The 14,540-nt window shown below is 72.5% G+C and carries 11 protein-coding genes; 2 read left to right on the forward strand and 9 right to left on the reverse strand.

What is annotated here, in order from left to right; all coding sequences use genetic code 11:
* Positions 1–15 precede the first annotated feature (15 nt).
* The 6 genes from AB0D01_RS22450 to AB0D01_RS22475 all read right to left on the reverse strand — a co-directional run bounded on the left by AB0D01_RS22450 (position 16) and on the right by AB0D01_RS22475 (position 6,358).
* Positions 16–819 carry an alpha/beta hydrolase gene (locus AB0D01_RS22450; RefSeq protein ID WP_363057879.1) on the reverse strand — a complete coding sequence of 268 codons (804 nt, stop codon included), beginning with the start codon at positions 817–819 and terminating at the stop codon, positions 16–18.
* Between the two features lie 162 nt (positions 820–981).
* Positions 982–2,268 carry a HAMP domain-containing sensor histidine kinase gene (locus tag AB0D01_RS22455; protein ID WP_363057881.1) on the reverse strand — a complete coding sequence of 429 codons (1,287 nt, stop codon included), beginning with the start codon at positions 2,266–2,268 and terminating at the stop codon, positions 982–984.
* A gap of 15 nt (positions 2,269–2,283) precedes the next feature.
* Positions 2,284–3,042, reverse strand: a complete 759-nt coding sequence (gene cseB / locus AB0D01_RS22460; protein ID WP_363057883.1) for a two-component system response regulator CseB — start codon at positions 3,040–3,042, stop codon at positions 2,284–2,286.
* A 38-nt stretch (positions 3,043–3,080) separates the two neighbouring features.
* Positions 3,081–4,013 (reverse strand): endonuclease/exonuclease/phosphatase family protein, encoded by a 933-nt coding sequence (locus tag AB0D01_RS22465; protein ID WP_363057910.1) that lies wholly within the window; start codon positions 4,011–4,013, stop codon positions 3,081–3,083.
* A gap of 317 nt (positions 4,014–4,330) precedes the next feature.
* Complete coding sequence (locus AB0D01_RS22470; protein WP_363057885.1) at positions 4,331–5,977, reverse strand: glycosyl hydrolase family 18 protein; 1,647 nt, start codon at positions 5,975–5,977, stop codon at positions 4,331–4,333.
* 180 nt (positions 5,978–6,157) lie between these two features.
* A complete protein-coding gene (locus AB0D01_RS22475; RefSeq protein WP_363057887.1) occupies positions 6,158–6,358 on the reverse strand; it encodes a hypothetical protein in 201 nt (66 codons plus the stop codon).
* Between the two features lie 177 nt (positions 6,359–6,535).
* Between AB0D01_RS22475 and AB0D01_RS22480 the strand changes: the two genes are divergently transcribed.
* Positions 6,536–9,325: a tetratricopeptide repeat protein gene (locus tag AB0D01_RS22480; protein WP_363057889.1), complete on the forward strand. Its 2,790-nt coding sequence runs from the start codon at positions 6,536–6,538 to the stop codon at positions 9,323–9,325.
* A gap of 204 nt (positions 9,326–9,529) precedes the next feature.
* Here the strand turns inward: AB0D01_RS22480 and AB0D01_RS22485 are convergent, their stop codons facing one another.
* On the reverse strand, positions 9,530–10,180 hold the full coding sequence (locus tag AB0D01_RS22485; protein ID WP_363057891.1) for a helix-turn-helix domain-containing protein: 651 nt from the start codon (positions 10,178–10,180) through the stop codon (positions 9,530–9,532).
* Between the two features lie 115 nt (positions 10,181–10,295).
* Here AB0D01_RS22485 and AB0D01_RS22490 point away from each other — a divergent pair, with 115 nt between their 5' ends.
* Positions 10,296–11,507 carry a pyridoxal phosphate-dependent aminotransferase gene (locus AB0D01_RS22490; protein WP_363057893.1) on the forward strand — a complete coding sequence of 404 codons (1,212 nt, stop codon included), beginning with the start codon at positions 10,296–10,298 and terminating at the stop codon, positions 11,505–11,507.
* A gap of 128 nt (positions 11,508–11,635) precedes the next feature.
* Here the strand turns inward: AB0D01_RS22490 and AB0D01_RS22495 are convergent, their stop codons facing one another.
* Both AB0D01_RS22495 and AB0D01_RS22500 read right to left on the reverse strand, forming a co-directional pair.
* The gene (locus tag AB0D01_RS22495; RefSeq protein ID WP_363057895.1) at positions 11,636–13,213 is read right to left on the reverse strand and encodes a PH domain-containing protein; all 1,578 of its coding nucleotides are present in this window, start codon (positions 13,211–13,213) and stop codon (positions 11,636–11,638) included.
* Positions 13,210–13,752, reverse strand: coding sequence for a PH domain-containing protein (locus AB0D01_RS22500; RefSeq protein WP_363057897.1), 543 nt, complete (start codon positions 13,750–13,752; stop codon positions 13,210–13,212). The genes AB0D01_RS22495 and AB0D01_RS22500 overlap by 4 nt, the downstream gene beginning before the upstream one ends.
* Between the last annotated feature and the right edge of the window lie 788 nt (positions 13,753–14,540).

Here is a 14,540-nt window from a genome sequence, read left to right on the forward strand (position 1 = left end):
ACGGCGTGGACCTGCTCATGCCCGCTGCCCGGAGGTGAAGAAGCCGGTCAGGACGGGGGCGAGGAGGTCCGGGGCGATGTTGTGGTCCTGGCCGGGGAAGACGTGCAGGGCGAAGTTGTCCGCCGGCGCGGCGAGTTCGCGGGCGCCGGTGAGCATGTGCGGTGCGCCCGCGTCCCCGCTGCCGACGAGGACGGGCACGGTCACGGACTGCCAGAGGTCGACGGGGAGCGGCTGCCCGGACATGGTGTCGCCCATGATCCGGCCGTCGTAGGGCAGGGTGCGCGCGGTGGCCTCCATGCCGGCCCAGAAGGGCGCCTGGCGCATTCCGGCGACGGCCTCGGCGGGCATGCCCACGGCCGCGGTCATGAAGTAGGCGACGGCGTCGCCGAATTCCCGCTGCTCCACGAGTGCGGTCAGGTGGGCGACGTAGTCGGCGGGCAGCGGCGGGCGGCTGTCATCGGTGATGAAGGGCGGCTCGTACACGGCGAGCCTGGAGACGGCACTGCCCCCGGCCACGGCCCGCAGCGCCAGCACGGCGCCCGAGGACATGCCGAAGGCCATCGCCTCGCCGCCCGCCCGTGCGATCAGGGCGTCCAGGTCTTCGATCTCGCGCCGCACGTCGTACGGCGCATTGTCCCCGCTGTCGCCGCGACCCCGGCGGTCGTACGTGATCACGGTGAAGTGCTCGGCCAGCAGGGCGGCGAGTCCGGCGGAGTCGCCGCGCGTCATGAAGGCGCCGCCGACGAGCACCACGGCGGGGCCCGAGCCCTGCTGTTCGTAGGCGATGGCGGTGCCGTCCGCGGAGAACACCTTGTTCATGAGAAGCCACTCCACATCGGGTCGGTGTGCGCAGGGTCGGGAAGCCTCCCCCGTACGGAACTAGACGGTACAGTACTCGTTTGAGTACTGGACAGTCCAGTACTTTCCGGGGTCCATGGGGGCGCCCTTTGGGGTTGTACCGACGGTCCCCGCGACGCCGTCTCAGCTGCCGGACGGGCCGCCCGCGTCGGTGAGGGCCAGGGACGCGATCGCACCGCCGTCCGGGGCGTTCGCGAAGGTGAGTTCGGCGCCCAGGACCTTCGCCTGCCCGAGCGCGATGGTCAGTCCGAGTCCGTGGCCGCGCCCCCGCTCGGGGGTTCCCGTACGGAAGCGCTGCGGGCCCTCCGTGAGCAGGGCGGCGGGATAGCCGGGCCCGTGGTCCCGTACGCGGATCCGGGCGCCCGTGGCGGTGGCCTCCACGGAGACCTCGACGGGGCCGGTTCCATGCCGGTGGGCGTTGGTGACGAGGTTGACCACGATCCGTTCCACCCGACGCGGATCGGTCTCCACGACGCTCCCGTCGATGCTCTCGCCGCACACCGTCACGGCCGTCGGCGTGCCCGTGCGACGGACGATGTCGGTGACGAGTTCGCCGAGCGGCACCGCGTCGGTCCGGGGCCGTTCGGCTCCGGCGTCGAGCCGGGAGATCTCCAGGAGGTCCTCGACCAACCCGTTCAGGGCCCGGGCGCGGTCCCTGACGAGTTCGGCCACCTCGTCGCCCTCCGGGAGGAGCCCGGCCGCCGTGGACAAGCCCATCAGCGGGGTGCGCAGTTCGTGCGCGACGTCGGCGGTGAAGCGGCGCTCGTCCTCCAGTTTCCGCTGGAGGGCCGCGGCCATCTCGTCCACGGCCGCCGACATCTCGGTGATCTCGTCGCGGGCCCGGCCGCCCGGACCGATGCGGGCGTCGAGGTCTCCGTCGGCGATGGCGCGGGCCGTGCGGGAGCCGCGGCGCAGTCTGCGGTTCATCGGTTCGGTGGCCAGGGCGGCGAGCGGTACGACGACCAGGAGGGCGGCGAGCACGGCCTTGACGATGCTGCGGTCCAGGAGTTGGAGGCCGCGCACCTCGGAGCTCATGTCCGTCCGGGCGACGAGCACCCGACCGCCCTCGACGGGCATGGCCGCCCAGGTCCAGTACCAGTTGGGGGGTTTGCGGTCGTCCCAGGTCGCGTACAGGGCGGCCGGGTCCTTGGCGGCGAGCGCCCGTGCGAGCGGCGGGTCGAGCCGCTCCGGTGTGAGGACCTCGACGCCGAGCGGGGCGCTGCCGGTGCGGGTGTACTCGCGCTCCGCGGCCGCCAGGCTCGCCGCGAGGCGTTCGTCGCCGGCGCGCTCGCCGCGTTCGGCCATCGCCCCGTGGACGAGGACGCCGATCACGGCGGCCACCGCGCAGCAGGCCGTCGCGGTCAGGGCGGCGATCTTCCAGCGCAGGGCGCGCGGGTTGAGCAGGGCCATGGGTGCGGGGGTCCCTCAGTCGCGGACGAGTTTGTAGCCGAAGCCCCGGACGGTCTCGATGCGTCCGGCTCCGATCTTCTTGCGCAGCCGCAGCACGCACAGGTCCACGACCCGGGTGTCGCCCTCCCAGCCGTAGTCCCACACGTCCCGCAGGAGGCGGCGGCGGTCGAGGACGATGCCGGGGGCCGCCGCGAACTCCAGGAGCAGCCGCAGCTCGGTGGGGGTCAGCGGAACGGGTCGTCCGCCCCGGTGCACCTCCAGTCCGAGGGTGTCCACGCAGAGGTCCCCGAAGACCAGCCGGCCGGGGTGCGCCGCGGCCTCCTCGGGGGCGGGCGCCCGGTGCGCCGGTTCGGCGGGCTTGAAGGTGGCGCGGCGCAGCAGGGTGCGGATGCGGGCGACGAGGACGGGCGTGTCGACGGGTTTGACGACGTAGTCGTCGGCGCCCGCCTCCAGTCCGGACACCACGTCGAGGGCGTCCCCGCGCGCGGACATCATCAGGACCGGTACCGGGCTCACCTCGCGGATGCGGCGGCACAGCCCGATGCCGTCGAGCTCGGGCAGCATCACGTCCAGGATCAGCAGGTCGTGCCCGCCGGCCCGGAAGGCCTCCAGGCCGTCGAGTCCGTTCGCGGCCACCGCGACCTGATAGCCGTACCGTTCCAGCGACAGTTGCACGGCGCGGCGGATGGTGGCGTCGTCCTCGACGACGAGGACGCTGACGGGGTCCGGGACCCGGGGTGCCGACACGCCACCTACCTGCTCGGATGCGGACATTTACGGAGTCCAGTCTAGGGAGTGGGCCCGCGGTGGGGTCACAGCCGGAGGGTGGCGGCGACGGGGAGGTGGTCGCTGCCGGTGGCGGGAAGGGTCCACGAGGAGGTCACGTCCATCCCCTTCACGAGGATCTGGTCGATGCGGACCACGGGGAACGACGCGGGCCAGGTGAAGCCGAAGCCGGCGCCCGCCGCGCGCTGCGCGGAGGTCAGCCCGGAGGTCACCGGTCGCAGGGCGGAGTCCTCGACGGTCCCGTTGAGGTCACCCATCACCACGACCCGGGCCAGCGGTTCGGCCCGTACGGCCTCGGCGAGCCTGCGGGCCGCGTCGTTGCGGCGGGCGGTGGTGAATCCGGCGTCGGGGGTCACGCGTACGGAGGCGAGGTGGGTGGCGAAGACCGCGACGGGGCCGCCCGGGGTCTCGACGGTGGCCCGTACGGCGCGCGTCCACGGCATGATCGGCACCGCTTCCACCCCGCTCAGCGGGTGCTTGCTCCACAGTCGGACGCCGAGGGTGTCGGAGCGGTACGGATAGGCGGCCGCGAGTTCGCGTTCGTAGACGGGCGTGGCCTTCGGGGACATCTCCTCCAGGGCCAGCACGTCCGCGCCCGACGCGGCGAGCGCCCGGGCGGTCCCGGCGGGATCGGGATTCGCCTCGTCGACGTTGTGGCTGACCACCGTGAGGTGCGCGCCGCCCGACGGTTCGGACCGCTTGTCGGCGAGGGTTCCGCCGAAGAGGCAGCCCCAGACGATCACGGGGGCGAGGGTGGCGGCGGCCGCGAGCCGGGAGCGGCGTACGGCCGCCGCCACGAGGAGGACGGGAACGCTCAGCCCGGCCCAGGGGAGGAAGGTCTGGAACAGGCTGCCGAGGTTGAGGACGGCGTTCGGGATCCAGGTGTGCAGGGCCATCGTCAGGGCCGCGCACACCGCGCCGGCGGCGATCAGCCGGCCCCGGCCCGAGCCCCCGTCGATGAACGTGAGTGCGCGGGAGCGGTCGTCGGCGAGGGACGGGAGCGGGCTCGGCGGTTCCTCTTCGGCGTTGGTCTCGGAGCGGTACGGGGTGCTGCTCTGCACGGCATTCGCCTTCCGATGTCGCGTACACCGGTGATCGGGTACCGGCACAGCATCGGAGGGGCGCGCTTCCGGGGCGTCAGGAGAGCCCTTCGAGGGCCCTCCGGTTGTGTTTCGACTGGGTATCGGTCGGTGGTCGGTACGGGGCCGCCGCGACCGGTCGGTCGCGGCGGCCCCGGGTGGTGGGTGCGGCCCCGGGTGGTGGGTGCGCGGGCGGGTCAGCGTCCCTGGAGGGACTTGACGTTGTCGCCGAAGGTCCAGCCCTTCGAGCCGTCCCAGTTGATCGACCAGGTCATGAGGCCCTTGAGCGAGCCGCCGAAGGCGTTCCACGCCTGACCGACCAGGCTCGGGGACATGTGGCCGCCGCCGGCCCCGGGCTGGGCGGGGAGGCCGGGGACCTGCTTGTCGTAGGGGACCTTGATGGTGGTGCCCTGGATGGTGAGGCCGTTGTTCAGGCAGGTGCTCTGCGCGGCGAAGCCCTGGACGGTGCCGGCCTGGTAGGAGTCGCCGGAGCAGCCGTACATGCTGCCGTTGTAGTACTGCATGTTGAGCCACCACAGCCGGCCGTCGTCGGCGTACTTCTTGATGATCGGCAGGTAGGAGCCCCAGATCGAACCGTAGGTGACGCTGCCTCCGGTGACGTAGGCGGTCTCGGGGGCCATCGTGAGGCCGAAGCCGGCGGGCATCCGGGCGAGGACTCCGTCGATGATCCGGATCAGGTTGGACTGGGAGGCGGAGAGGGTGTTGATGTTGCCGCTGCCGGTGAGGCCCGTCTCGATGTCGATGTCGATGCCGTCGAAGTTGTACTTCTTGAGGATCGGGACGACGGTCGCGACGAAGCGGTCCGCGACGGCGCTGGAGCTGAGGTCGATGCCGGCGGTGGCGCCTCCGATGGACATCAGGATCGTCGCTCCGGCCGCCTTGGCCCGACACATCTCGGCGGGGGTGGCGACCTTGACGCCGGCGTCCATGCCGTCCTCCCACAGGACGGTGCCGTCGGAGAGGATCACGGGGAAGGCGGCGTTGATCACGTTGTGGCCGTGGGCGGAGATCCGGCTGTCCGTGATGGGGATCCAGCCCATGCCGGGGTGGACGCCGTTCGCGGCTCCGTCCCAGTTCTCCCAGTAGCCCTGGAGGACCTTGCCGGACGGCTTGGGCTTCGTGGGGCAGGTCTCGGTGGGCGGGGTGGTGGGCGTGACCGTGGGGGTGGGGGTCGGCGTGGGCGTCGGGGTGGGCGTCGGGGTGGGGGTAGGCGTGGGCGTCGGGGTGGGCGTGCTGCCGCCGGGGCCGGAGAGGGACACGTCGTCCGCGAAGAAGGCGGGCTGTCCGTACCAGCCGTGCAGGTGGACGGTGACCGACGTGGTGCTCGGGCCGGTGGTGAAGCCGACGCTGAGCAGGCCGTACGAGGGGCTGTTCGGGGTCCAGGTGGAACCCGCGCCGCCGACACCGGTACCGGTGGCGCCCAGGTACACGTAGCTGCCCTGGACGTACGCGCCGAGCGTGTACGAGGAGTTGGGCTGCACGCTCACGGTCTGGGTGCACCGGGCGGTGTCGGAGCCGGTGGGGGTCGCCTTCAGCGCGGCGGAACCGGAGCGGACCGGGGCGGATACGGCGACGCCCGAACCGCCGGAGCAGGTCCAGCCGGAAAGCCCGTCCTCGAAACCGGAGTTGGTCAACAGCTCTGCGGTGACCGCCCCGGCCGAGCCGGTCCCGGAGACCGCGATACCGGCACTGACGAGGGCGGCGACGCCCACTCCGGCCAGCGAACGCACCAGGGCGGACGCTCCGCGTCGGGCGCGGGTGGGACGAGGACTGGTGTGGAGATCACCGCTGTGGCGTGGAACGTGCGAACGCCGACGGAACATGGAGTGCTCCCTTCCCGCTGGACGTCATGGACATGACCTACACGTGGGGGTGCGACGCCCGGCTCCGGGTGAGGTGGGGACAGGTGGGGCTGTGCCGGTCCGGATCGTATGGGGGCCGCAGGGGTCGGTCAATAGGTATGGACCAATGGGGAGCCGGCGGGAACGGAGGTCGTCGCCCGGTCAGGACAGGACCGCGGCCAGGGCCGCGGTGACGGCGGCGGCCAGGGTCAGGAACGCCGCGAAGGCGGCGGCGGCGCGCAGACAGGCGGCCGGGTAAGTGGCGCCGTCGAGGCGGGCGAGTTTCCCGGCCACCGCGGCCACGGCCAGGCCCCCGATCAGGACCAGGCAGATCGTGAACAGCACCACCGTCAGAACGGACATGTCGAACTCCTCGCAAGGAAGCGTCGGTTGATGGACCGACTCTCCCGAATCGGGTGTGCGACGGGGTTCAGCCGGGCAAAGTTGAACGTTGCCGAACAACGGCGTGCACACCGGCCGGGGGGAACCATGAGCACCGTGGATCAGGAACGGCACCCTGAAAACGAGGCCACTGGGGCCTTGTCCCGGTTGCAGGCGCAGCTCACCGACGCACTGGCTTCGAGTGACGAGACGGTGACCTTGCTGGCGCGCAGGGCCGGCGTGGGGCGTACGAGCGTGAGCAACGCCCTGCACAAGCCGTCCGTACCGAGTGCGCGGACCGTGGCCGCTTTGGCGCGGGCGTTGCGGCTCGACGGAAAAAGCCTGCTGGAGCTGCGGCGACAGGCGGTAGCGGTAGCGGAAGCGGAAGCGGCTCAGGATCGCGGGCCGGGTGCGCGGGGCGGGGCGGAGTCGGTCGTTCCGGGCTCTTCGGGCAGGGCGGCGACGGGGCTGCGGGGTCTGCTGGTCGGGGCGCCGCCGCTGGAGGCTTCGGCGTTCCAGCCCCGCGAGGGGCTGCGGGCACGCGTCGATGCCGCGCGCGCCGGGGGCTCGGTGGTGTTGACGCAGGCCAGGCCGGCGTCGGCCGGGGTGCTGTCGGGGATGGGCGGGGTCGGCAAGTCCCAGCTCGCCGCCCAGTACGCCCACCGGGCGGTGGCCGAGGCGACCGGGTTGGTGGTGTGGGTACCGGCCGGCGAGAGCGCGCAGATCATCGCCGTCTACGCGCAGGCCGCTTCGCGGGTCGGGGCGCCCGGCGCGAGCGGGGAGGATCCCGAGCAGGACGCGCGCGCGTTCCTGGAGTGGCTGGCCACCACCGACCGGTCCTGGCTCGTCGTACTGGACGACGTCGACGACCCGGGCGTCGTCGGCCCGTGGTGGCCGCCGGCCCGGCCCGGCACCGGCTGGACGCTGGCCACGACGCGCCTGCACGACCCGCGCCTGACCGGCGGCGGCCGTACCCGGATCGAGGTCGACGTCTACACCCCGCGGGAAGCCGTCGACTACCTCCGGGAACGGGTCGCCGGCGACGGTGGCGGCCACCTCCTGGACGGCCGGGAGGCCGAGGTCGCCCGCGCGCTCGGCCACCTCCCGCTCGCACTCGGCCACGCGGCCGCGTACCTCCTCGCCGAGGAACTCCACTGCGCCGCGTACCTGACCCGCCTGGCCGACCGGGCGCTGAGGCTGAACGACGTACTGCCGGAGTGGGCGGACACCGAGGGCTATCAGCGGCAGGTGGCCGCCGCCCTGCTCCTCTCCCTGGAGGCGGCCGAACAGGCCGGCCCCGAGGGCGTCATCACGCCCCTCGTCCGGCTGGTGGCGCTGCTCGACCCGGACGGCCAACCGGAATCCCTGTGGACCACCCCGTCCGTCACCGCGTTCCTCACCGAGGCCCGGGGAGGGGGCGACGGGCCGCCGACCACTGCGGACGAGGTGGTGCGCGGGCTACGGGTTCTCCGCCGGTACGCGCTGATCAGCACCGACCCGCACACCCCGCACCGGCAGATCCGGATGCACGCGCTCACCGGCCGTGCCGTGCGGGAAGCCACCCCCGCCGACCGGCACGCCGCTCTCGCCGTCACCGCCGCCGGCGCCCTGGTCGAGAGCTGGCCGCCGACCCATCTCCCTCGGGAGCTCGCACAAACCCTGCGGGCCAACGCCGCCACGTTGCGCCGGCACGCCGAGAAGCACCTCTGGCAGGGCGGCGGCATCCACGAGGTGATCTTCCTCAACGGGCACAGCCTCAGGGCCGGCGGCCTCCACCAGGACGCGTACGACCACTGGACGTCGGTCGCGGAAACGGCCGCGCGCTCACTCGGGCCGGACCACCCCGGCGCCATGAGCGCCCGCGCCAACCTCGCCACCACCTGCAACGAACTCGGACGCCACCACGACGCCCTCACCCTCCAGAAAGACGTCCACACCGACTGCGAAAGCCTCTACGGGGCCGACCACTCCGACACCCTCCTCGCCCGCACCAACCTGGCCGTCACCTACCACCGGCTGGGGCGCCATCGCGAAGCGCTCACCCTCCAGGAGGCCGTCCTCACCGACTGCGAACGCCTCCTGGAACCCGACGACACCACCACCCTCCACGCGCGCGCGAACCTCGCCGACACGTACCGCAACCTCGGGCGCCACCACGACGCCCTCACCCTCGAACAAGCCGTCCTCACCGATTCCGAACGCCTCCTCGGAACCGACGACCCCACCACCTTCCACGCCCGCTCCAACCTCGCCGCCACCTACCACCAGCTGGGACGCCACCACGACGCCCTCACCCTCCAGGAAGCCGTACTCGCCGACCGCGAGCGCCTCCTCGGCCCCGAGCACCCCCACACCATCAGCGCCCGCACCAACCTCTGCGTCACCTACCACCGGCTCGGACGCCACCACGACGCGCTCACCCTCCAAGAGGCCGCCCTCGCCGACTGCGAACGCCTTCTCGGAACCGACGCCCCCCACACCATCGACGCCCGCGCGAACCTCGCCGTCGCCTACAGCGACCTCGGGCGCCACCACGAAGCACTCCCGCTCCACGAGGCCGTCCTCACCGACCGCGAGCGCCTCCTCGGGGCCGATCACCCCCTCACCCTCCTCGCCCGCTCGAACCTCGCCTCCGCCTACCACCAGCTCGAACGGCACGACGAAGCGCTCCCCCTCCTGGAAGCCGTCCGCACCGACTGCGAACGCCTCCTCGGGCCCGACCACCCGAGCACCCTCCTCGCCCGCGCCAACCTCGCCGTCGCCTACAGCAACCTCGGGTGCCACGACGAAGCACTCCCGCTCCACGAGGCGGTCCTCACCGACCGCGAGCGCCTCCTGGGGCCCGACCACCCGAACACCGTCCTCGCCCGCACCACCCTCGCCGCGGTCTACCACCACCTCGGACGCCACCGCGAAGCCGGCCTCCTGGGGAACGATTCGGCGCGGTAGCGCCCGTACGGACGGTGTGCGGATCGGCGAACCCACCGGGACCACCGTCGGGGAACCCTGGTGGCTCGCCCCCTGGCTACGCGAACCCGAGCCCGACGGACCGGAGCCGGACCCCGAGCCCGACGGACCCCGAGCCCGACGGACCCTGACCCGGAGCCGGACGCTGATCCGGAGCCGATGAGGCGCCCGCCGGTCCGCCCGAGGTCAGTTCCCGCGCAGCGCCGCGGCCAACGGGCCCTCGCCGTGCACCTCCAGGCGGCCCGCCCTGACGGCCTGTGCCACGTCGAGCGCGCCCTCGCCGAGCTCCCGGCAGGTGTCGGCGTCGAGGACGAGGCGGGCGTCCGCCGCGTCGGCGGGGCCGTCCCCGTAGACGGGCCCGTCCCCCGGGGTCGGGCCGAGGCGGAGGTGGAACACGCCCTCGTCGAGGACCACGTCGACCACGCCCGGGCTCCCGGTCGCCGGGAGGCGGCGCAGTAGCGGGAGGGCGTACCAGTGGGCGCGCAGCGCGTCGGTGGGGCGGCGTTCGGCGAGGTCGGGGGCGCCCCATTCGGCGAGTGCCGTGAGCACGGGCAGCAGTCCGGCGCCGCGCGCGGTCAGCTCGTACACGGTCGCGGCCGACGGCGGCGGCAGCTTGCGACGGGTCGCGAGGCCCTGCGCCTCCATGTCCTTGAGCCGGCCGGCCAGTACGTCCGTGGAGACGCCGGGCAGGTCGGCGTGGAGGTCGGTGTACCGCCGGGGGCCGGCCAGCAGCTCCCGGACGATGAGCAGGGTCCAGCGGTCCCCTACCGCGTCCAGGGCGCGGGCCGAGGCGCAGTACTGGTCGTAGCTTCGACGACGTGGCTGACGAGGTGACATGCAGCGCAGTCTAGACAGGAAGTTGGACTTTCCAAGCTCGAACTTGGTAAAACCAAGCAGCAAGTCCGGAGTACGGGAACAGTGGCGGCAACAACGGGAACAGGGAGGGCACGGCATGGAGTTCCGGCAGTCGAGCAAGCTCAGCGAGGTCTGCTACGAGATCCGGGGCCCGGTGATCGAGCACGCCAACGCGCTGGAGGAGGCGGGCCACAGCGTGCTGCGCCTCAACACCGGAAACCCGGCCGCCTTCGGCTTCGAGGCGCCGGAGGAGATCATCCAGGACATGATCCGGATGCTCCCCAAGGCCCACGGGTACACCGACGCGCGCGGCGTGCTCTCCGCCCGGCGGGCCGTCGTCCAGCGCTACCAGGCCATCGGCCTGACCGATGTGACGGTGGACGACGTCTTCCTCGGCAACGGCGTCTCCGAGCTGGTCTCCATGGCCGTCCAGGCGCTGCTGGAGGACGGGGACGAGGTCCTCATCCCGGCCCCCGACTTCCCGCTCTGGACCGCCGTGACCACCCTCGCGGGCGGGAAGGCCGTGCACTACGTCTGCGACGAGTCCGCCGACTGGTACCCGGACCTCGACGACATGGCGTCCAAGATCACGGACCGCACCAAGGCCGTGGTCATCATCAACCCGAACAACCCGACGGGCGCCGTCTACCCCCGGGAGGTCCTGGAGGGCATCCTCGAACTCGCCCGGCGCCACGGCCTGATGGTCTTCGCCGACGAGATCTATGACCAGATCCTGTACGACGACGAGGTCCACCACAGCGCCGCCGTCCTCGCGCCCGACCTGGTCGTCCTCACCTTCTGCGGGCTCTCCAAGACGTACCGGGTGGCGGGGTTCCGGTCCGGCTGGCTGGTGGTGAGCGGCCCCCGGCAGCACGCGCGCAGCTACCTGGAGGGGTTGACGATGCTCGCCTCCATGCGGCTGTGCGCCAACGCCCCGGCCCAGTACGCCATCCAGGCCGCGCTCGGCGGACGCCAGTCCATCAAGGAGCTGACCGCCCCGGGCGGCCGGCTCCTCGAACAGCGCGACCGCGCCTGGGAGAAGCTGAACGAGATCCCCGGCGTGTCCTGCGTGAAGCCGAAGGGCGCGCTGTACGCGTTCCCGCGCATCGACCCCAAGGTGCACCCGATCCACGACGACGAGCGGTTCGTGCTCGACCTGCTGCTGCGGGAGAAGATCCAGGTCGTCCAGGGCACGGGCTTCAACTGGCCCCGCCCCGACCACTTCCGGATCCTGACCCTGCCGTACGCCGACGACCTGGACGCGGCGATCAGCCGGATCGGCCGCTTCCTGAGCGGGTACCGCCAGTAAGCGGGACCGGGCGACCCGCCCGGAGACCGACGAGAGCGCCGCTCCCGACAGTGAGCGGCGCTCCCGTCATACGCCCTCCGCCTGGAGGCCCGCATCTCGGAGGGCGCCCTCTCACCTTCCCGGTCTCCTCACCCCGTGCCGTCCTGGGGTGCCTCGCCGCGGTCGACCAGGAACGGTGACAGCAGACCGGGTACCGCCTCGTCGGCGAAGCGCAGTCCCTCGGGCAGCAGTACGTCCTTCACGTGGTAGGCGCCGCGTCCGCCCGCCGTCGTCGCCGTGACCCGGCACAGTCCCGACCGCCGGTGCCACGCCCACTGGCCGATCCGCCAGCCGATCACCCCGTCGCGGCGCAGCGCGATGGTGCGGCGCTTGAGCGAGCCGTGCCGGGTCACCAGGTGGCGTCCCGTGATGCCGTGCCCGAGGCTGCGGTAGGCGTCCACGGCGAAGCAGCAGCCTCCCGCGTACACGACCAGTGCCGTCACCCAGCCGATGTGGACCGGTACCGGCGTGAGCAGCGTGCCGAGCGCCACCAGTGCTCCGCCGAGCGCGGTGCCCGCGAGGAACACCAGGCGCAGCCGGCGGTGCAGCGCGTGCCGTGTGTGGGGCAGCAGGCGGACCGCCTCGGTCGGATCGCGTTCCTCGCGCAGCACGGCCGCCGCCACGCGGTGCGCCTCGGCGAGCGGGGCCGGAGGCAGGAGCGCGCTGGTGTTGCCGACGCCGATCTCCTCCTCGGCCGTTCCCGAGCCGGTGGCGACCGCGTACGTGAGAGCGCCGCCTCCCCAGCGCAGCGACAGCGGCTCCGCGATCTCCACGCCGCGCAGCCTCGCCTCCTCCAGCGTGACCGACCGCGTGACGAACAGGCCCCGCACCGTCCGCAGCGTGCCGTGGGGCTCGCGCGTCAGTCGGAAGCCCCACCACATCTCGACGAACAGGCCGAGCGAGCCCACGGTTCCGGCCAGTGCCACCGCGACGACCGCCGCCGCCACGACGGCCCACAGGTGCTCCGTCGTGCTCAGCCACGTGATCAGCTTCGGGATCACGACGGTGTCGGGGTCGGCGCCGAGGATGTCCGACCACTCGTACACGGCGCCGACGAACGCGAGGCCCAGCAGCGGCACGGACACCGACAGCGGCGCGTACCGCAGCCAGCGCCAGTCGATCGCGGCCTGCGGCCGCGTCTCCGGCCGGGCGCCGTCCGCGTCCGGGTCGCCGGGGCGGCGCAGGAGTTCCTCGCGCAGCGTCTCGGAGTCCTCGACCGTCAGCGCGTCCAGGGTGAGGGCGGCGCTCGTCGAGGAGGTGATCCGGTGGCCCGTGCCGACCTTGACGGTCGCTATCCCCAGGATCCGGTGGATCGGCTCCGCCGTCACGTCGACGCTGCGCACCCTCTGTCGCGGGATCGAGCGGTGGCTTCGCACGGCCACGCCCGTTCGCAGCTCGATGCGCTCCGGCGTCAGCCGGTAGAAGGTCTTGGTCCAGCGCAGCACCTCGTAGCCGAGCACCCCCAGCACGGGCGCGGGTACGCAGACGTGCAGCCACCAGGGGGCGTCGCGCCACCACATGACCGCGGCCGCCGCGAGGACGACCAGCAGGCACCAGATGCCGACGGCGGCGATGACGCGGGGGTCGAGCCGCCGCCAGGCGACGTCGCCGCCCCCGGGCGCCCGGTCGGCCCCCGCCGACTCCGCGTCGATCCGGTCGGTGCTCACGTCGCGTCCCCCGGCGTGGCCTGAGTGATCCGGGTCAGCTCCTCGACCAGGTCGCGGGCGAACGCGTGGTCCAGGCCGTCGATCCTGGCGGGGCCGGCCGCCGAGGCGGTGGTGACGGTGACCGTCGCCAGCCCGAACATCTGCTGGAGCGGGCCGCGTACGGTGTCGATGGTCTGGACGCGGGCCAGCGGAACGATTCGCCACTCCTGCCGCACCCACCCCGCCCGGGTGAACACCGCGTCGTCGGTGTGTTCCCACCGGTGCACCCGGTAGCGCCAGTAGGGCATCACCAGGATCATCAGCAGGCCCGGCACCCCGATCACGGCAGCGGACAGCAGCAGCCACGGACGGGCCGGTGTGATCAGCACGGCGAGGAGCACCAGCACGAAGACCGGTGGAAGTACGACGGCGACGGCCTGCGCCGCCCACCAGCCGATGGCACGACGCTCCACCCGACGACTCGGCGGTCTCAGCACGAGCCGGCCGTCGGCGGGTCCGTCGGTCGACGAGGGCTGCGCGTCGGTGGCGGGGTCGGCCATCTTCAGCTCCGAGGAGGTCGGGTGGTCGCCGAATGCGGTTCGGGAAGCGGGCGCCGGACCGCCAACAGGACAGCAAGGGGCGCCCAGTTGGATGCACCGAAACGTCGACAGCCTACCGGGGGCAATCCGGCGCGAGCAGCCCTTCCCCGCGCCGGGGCCGCGGCCCGCGGGCGTTCCGAGGCCGCGAGGCATTGGCTGGTACGCCACTGCCGCACCCCTCGTTCCGTATCTATGCTCTGGAGTCGCTCCAAGGGGTCCTGCCCGTGAGTGGCCGGGCATCGCAGGGTGTCAGCCGTGGTTCCCAAGCCGATCTCGTACCTTCCGGAGGCACTGACGTGAGTCGAAGAATCACCGCAGTCGCAGGGATGCTCGGAGCACTGGCCGCCTTCGCGATCGCGGTACCGCAGTCGGCATCCGCGTTTCCGTCGGGCTGTTGGTCGACCGGCTACGCGAACTTCGCGCTCAGCCAGTGTGAGGATCGCTGGACCGGGGGCTCACACCGGGTCAGTATCACCTGCTCCAACGGCGGACCGCGCGGCTTCGGAACAGTCGGTCCCTGGGTGGCCTGGAACGCCGCCTCGGCGGCCCAGTGCCCCTCGGGCTGGTGGCTGACCAACCACTGGTACACGACGAGAGACTGGTGACGACCGGCCTGGGTGATCAAAACGTCGAGGCCCTCGGGCTCAGGGGTCGCTAAGGGCTGTCCCGTAAACGAGCTCTGTGAGCGGGACTCGGTTCAGGCATGTAGCTTCGTCGTCGGAGGTTTCGCTCGTGCTGTTCAGGCCCGG

It is taken from the genome of Streptomyces sp. NPDC048606 (genome assembly GCF_040650855.1).
Taxonomy (GTDB): domain Bacteria; phylum Actinomycetota; class Actinomycetes; order Streptomycetales; family Streptomycetaceae; genus Streptomyces.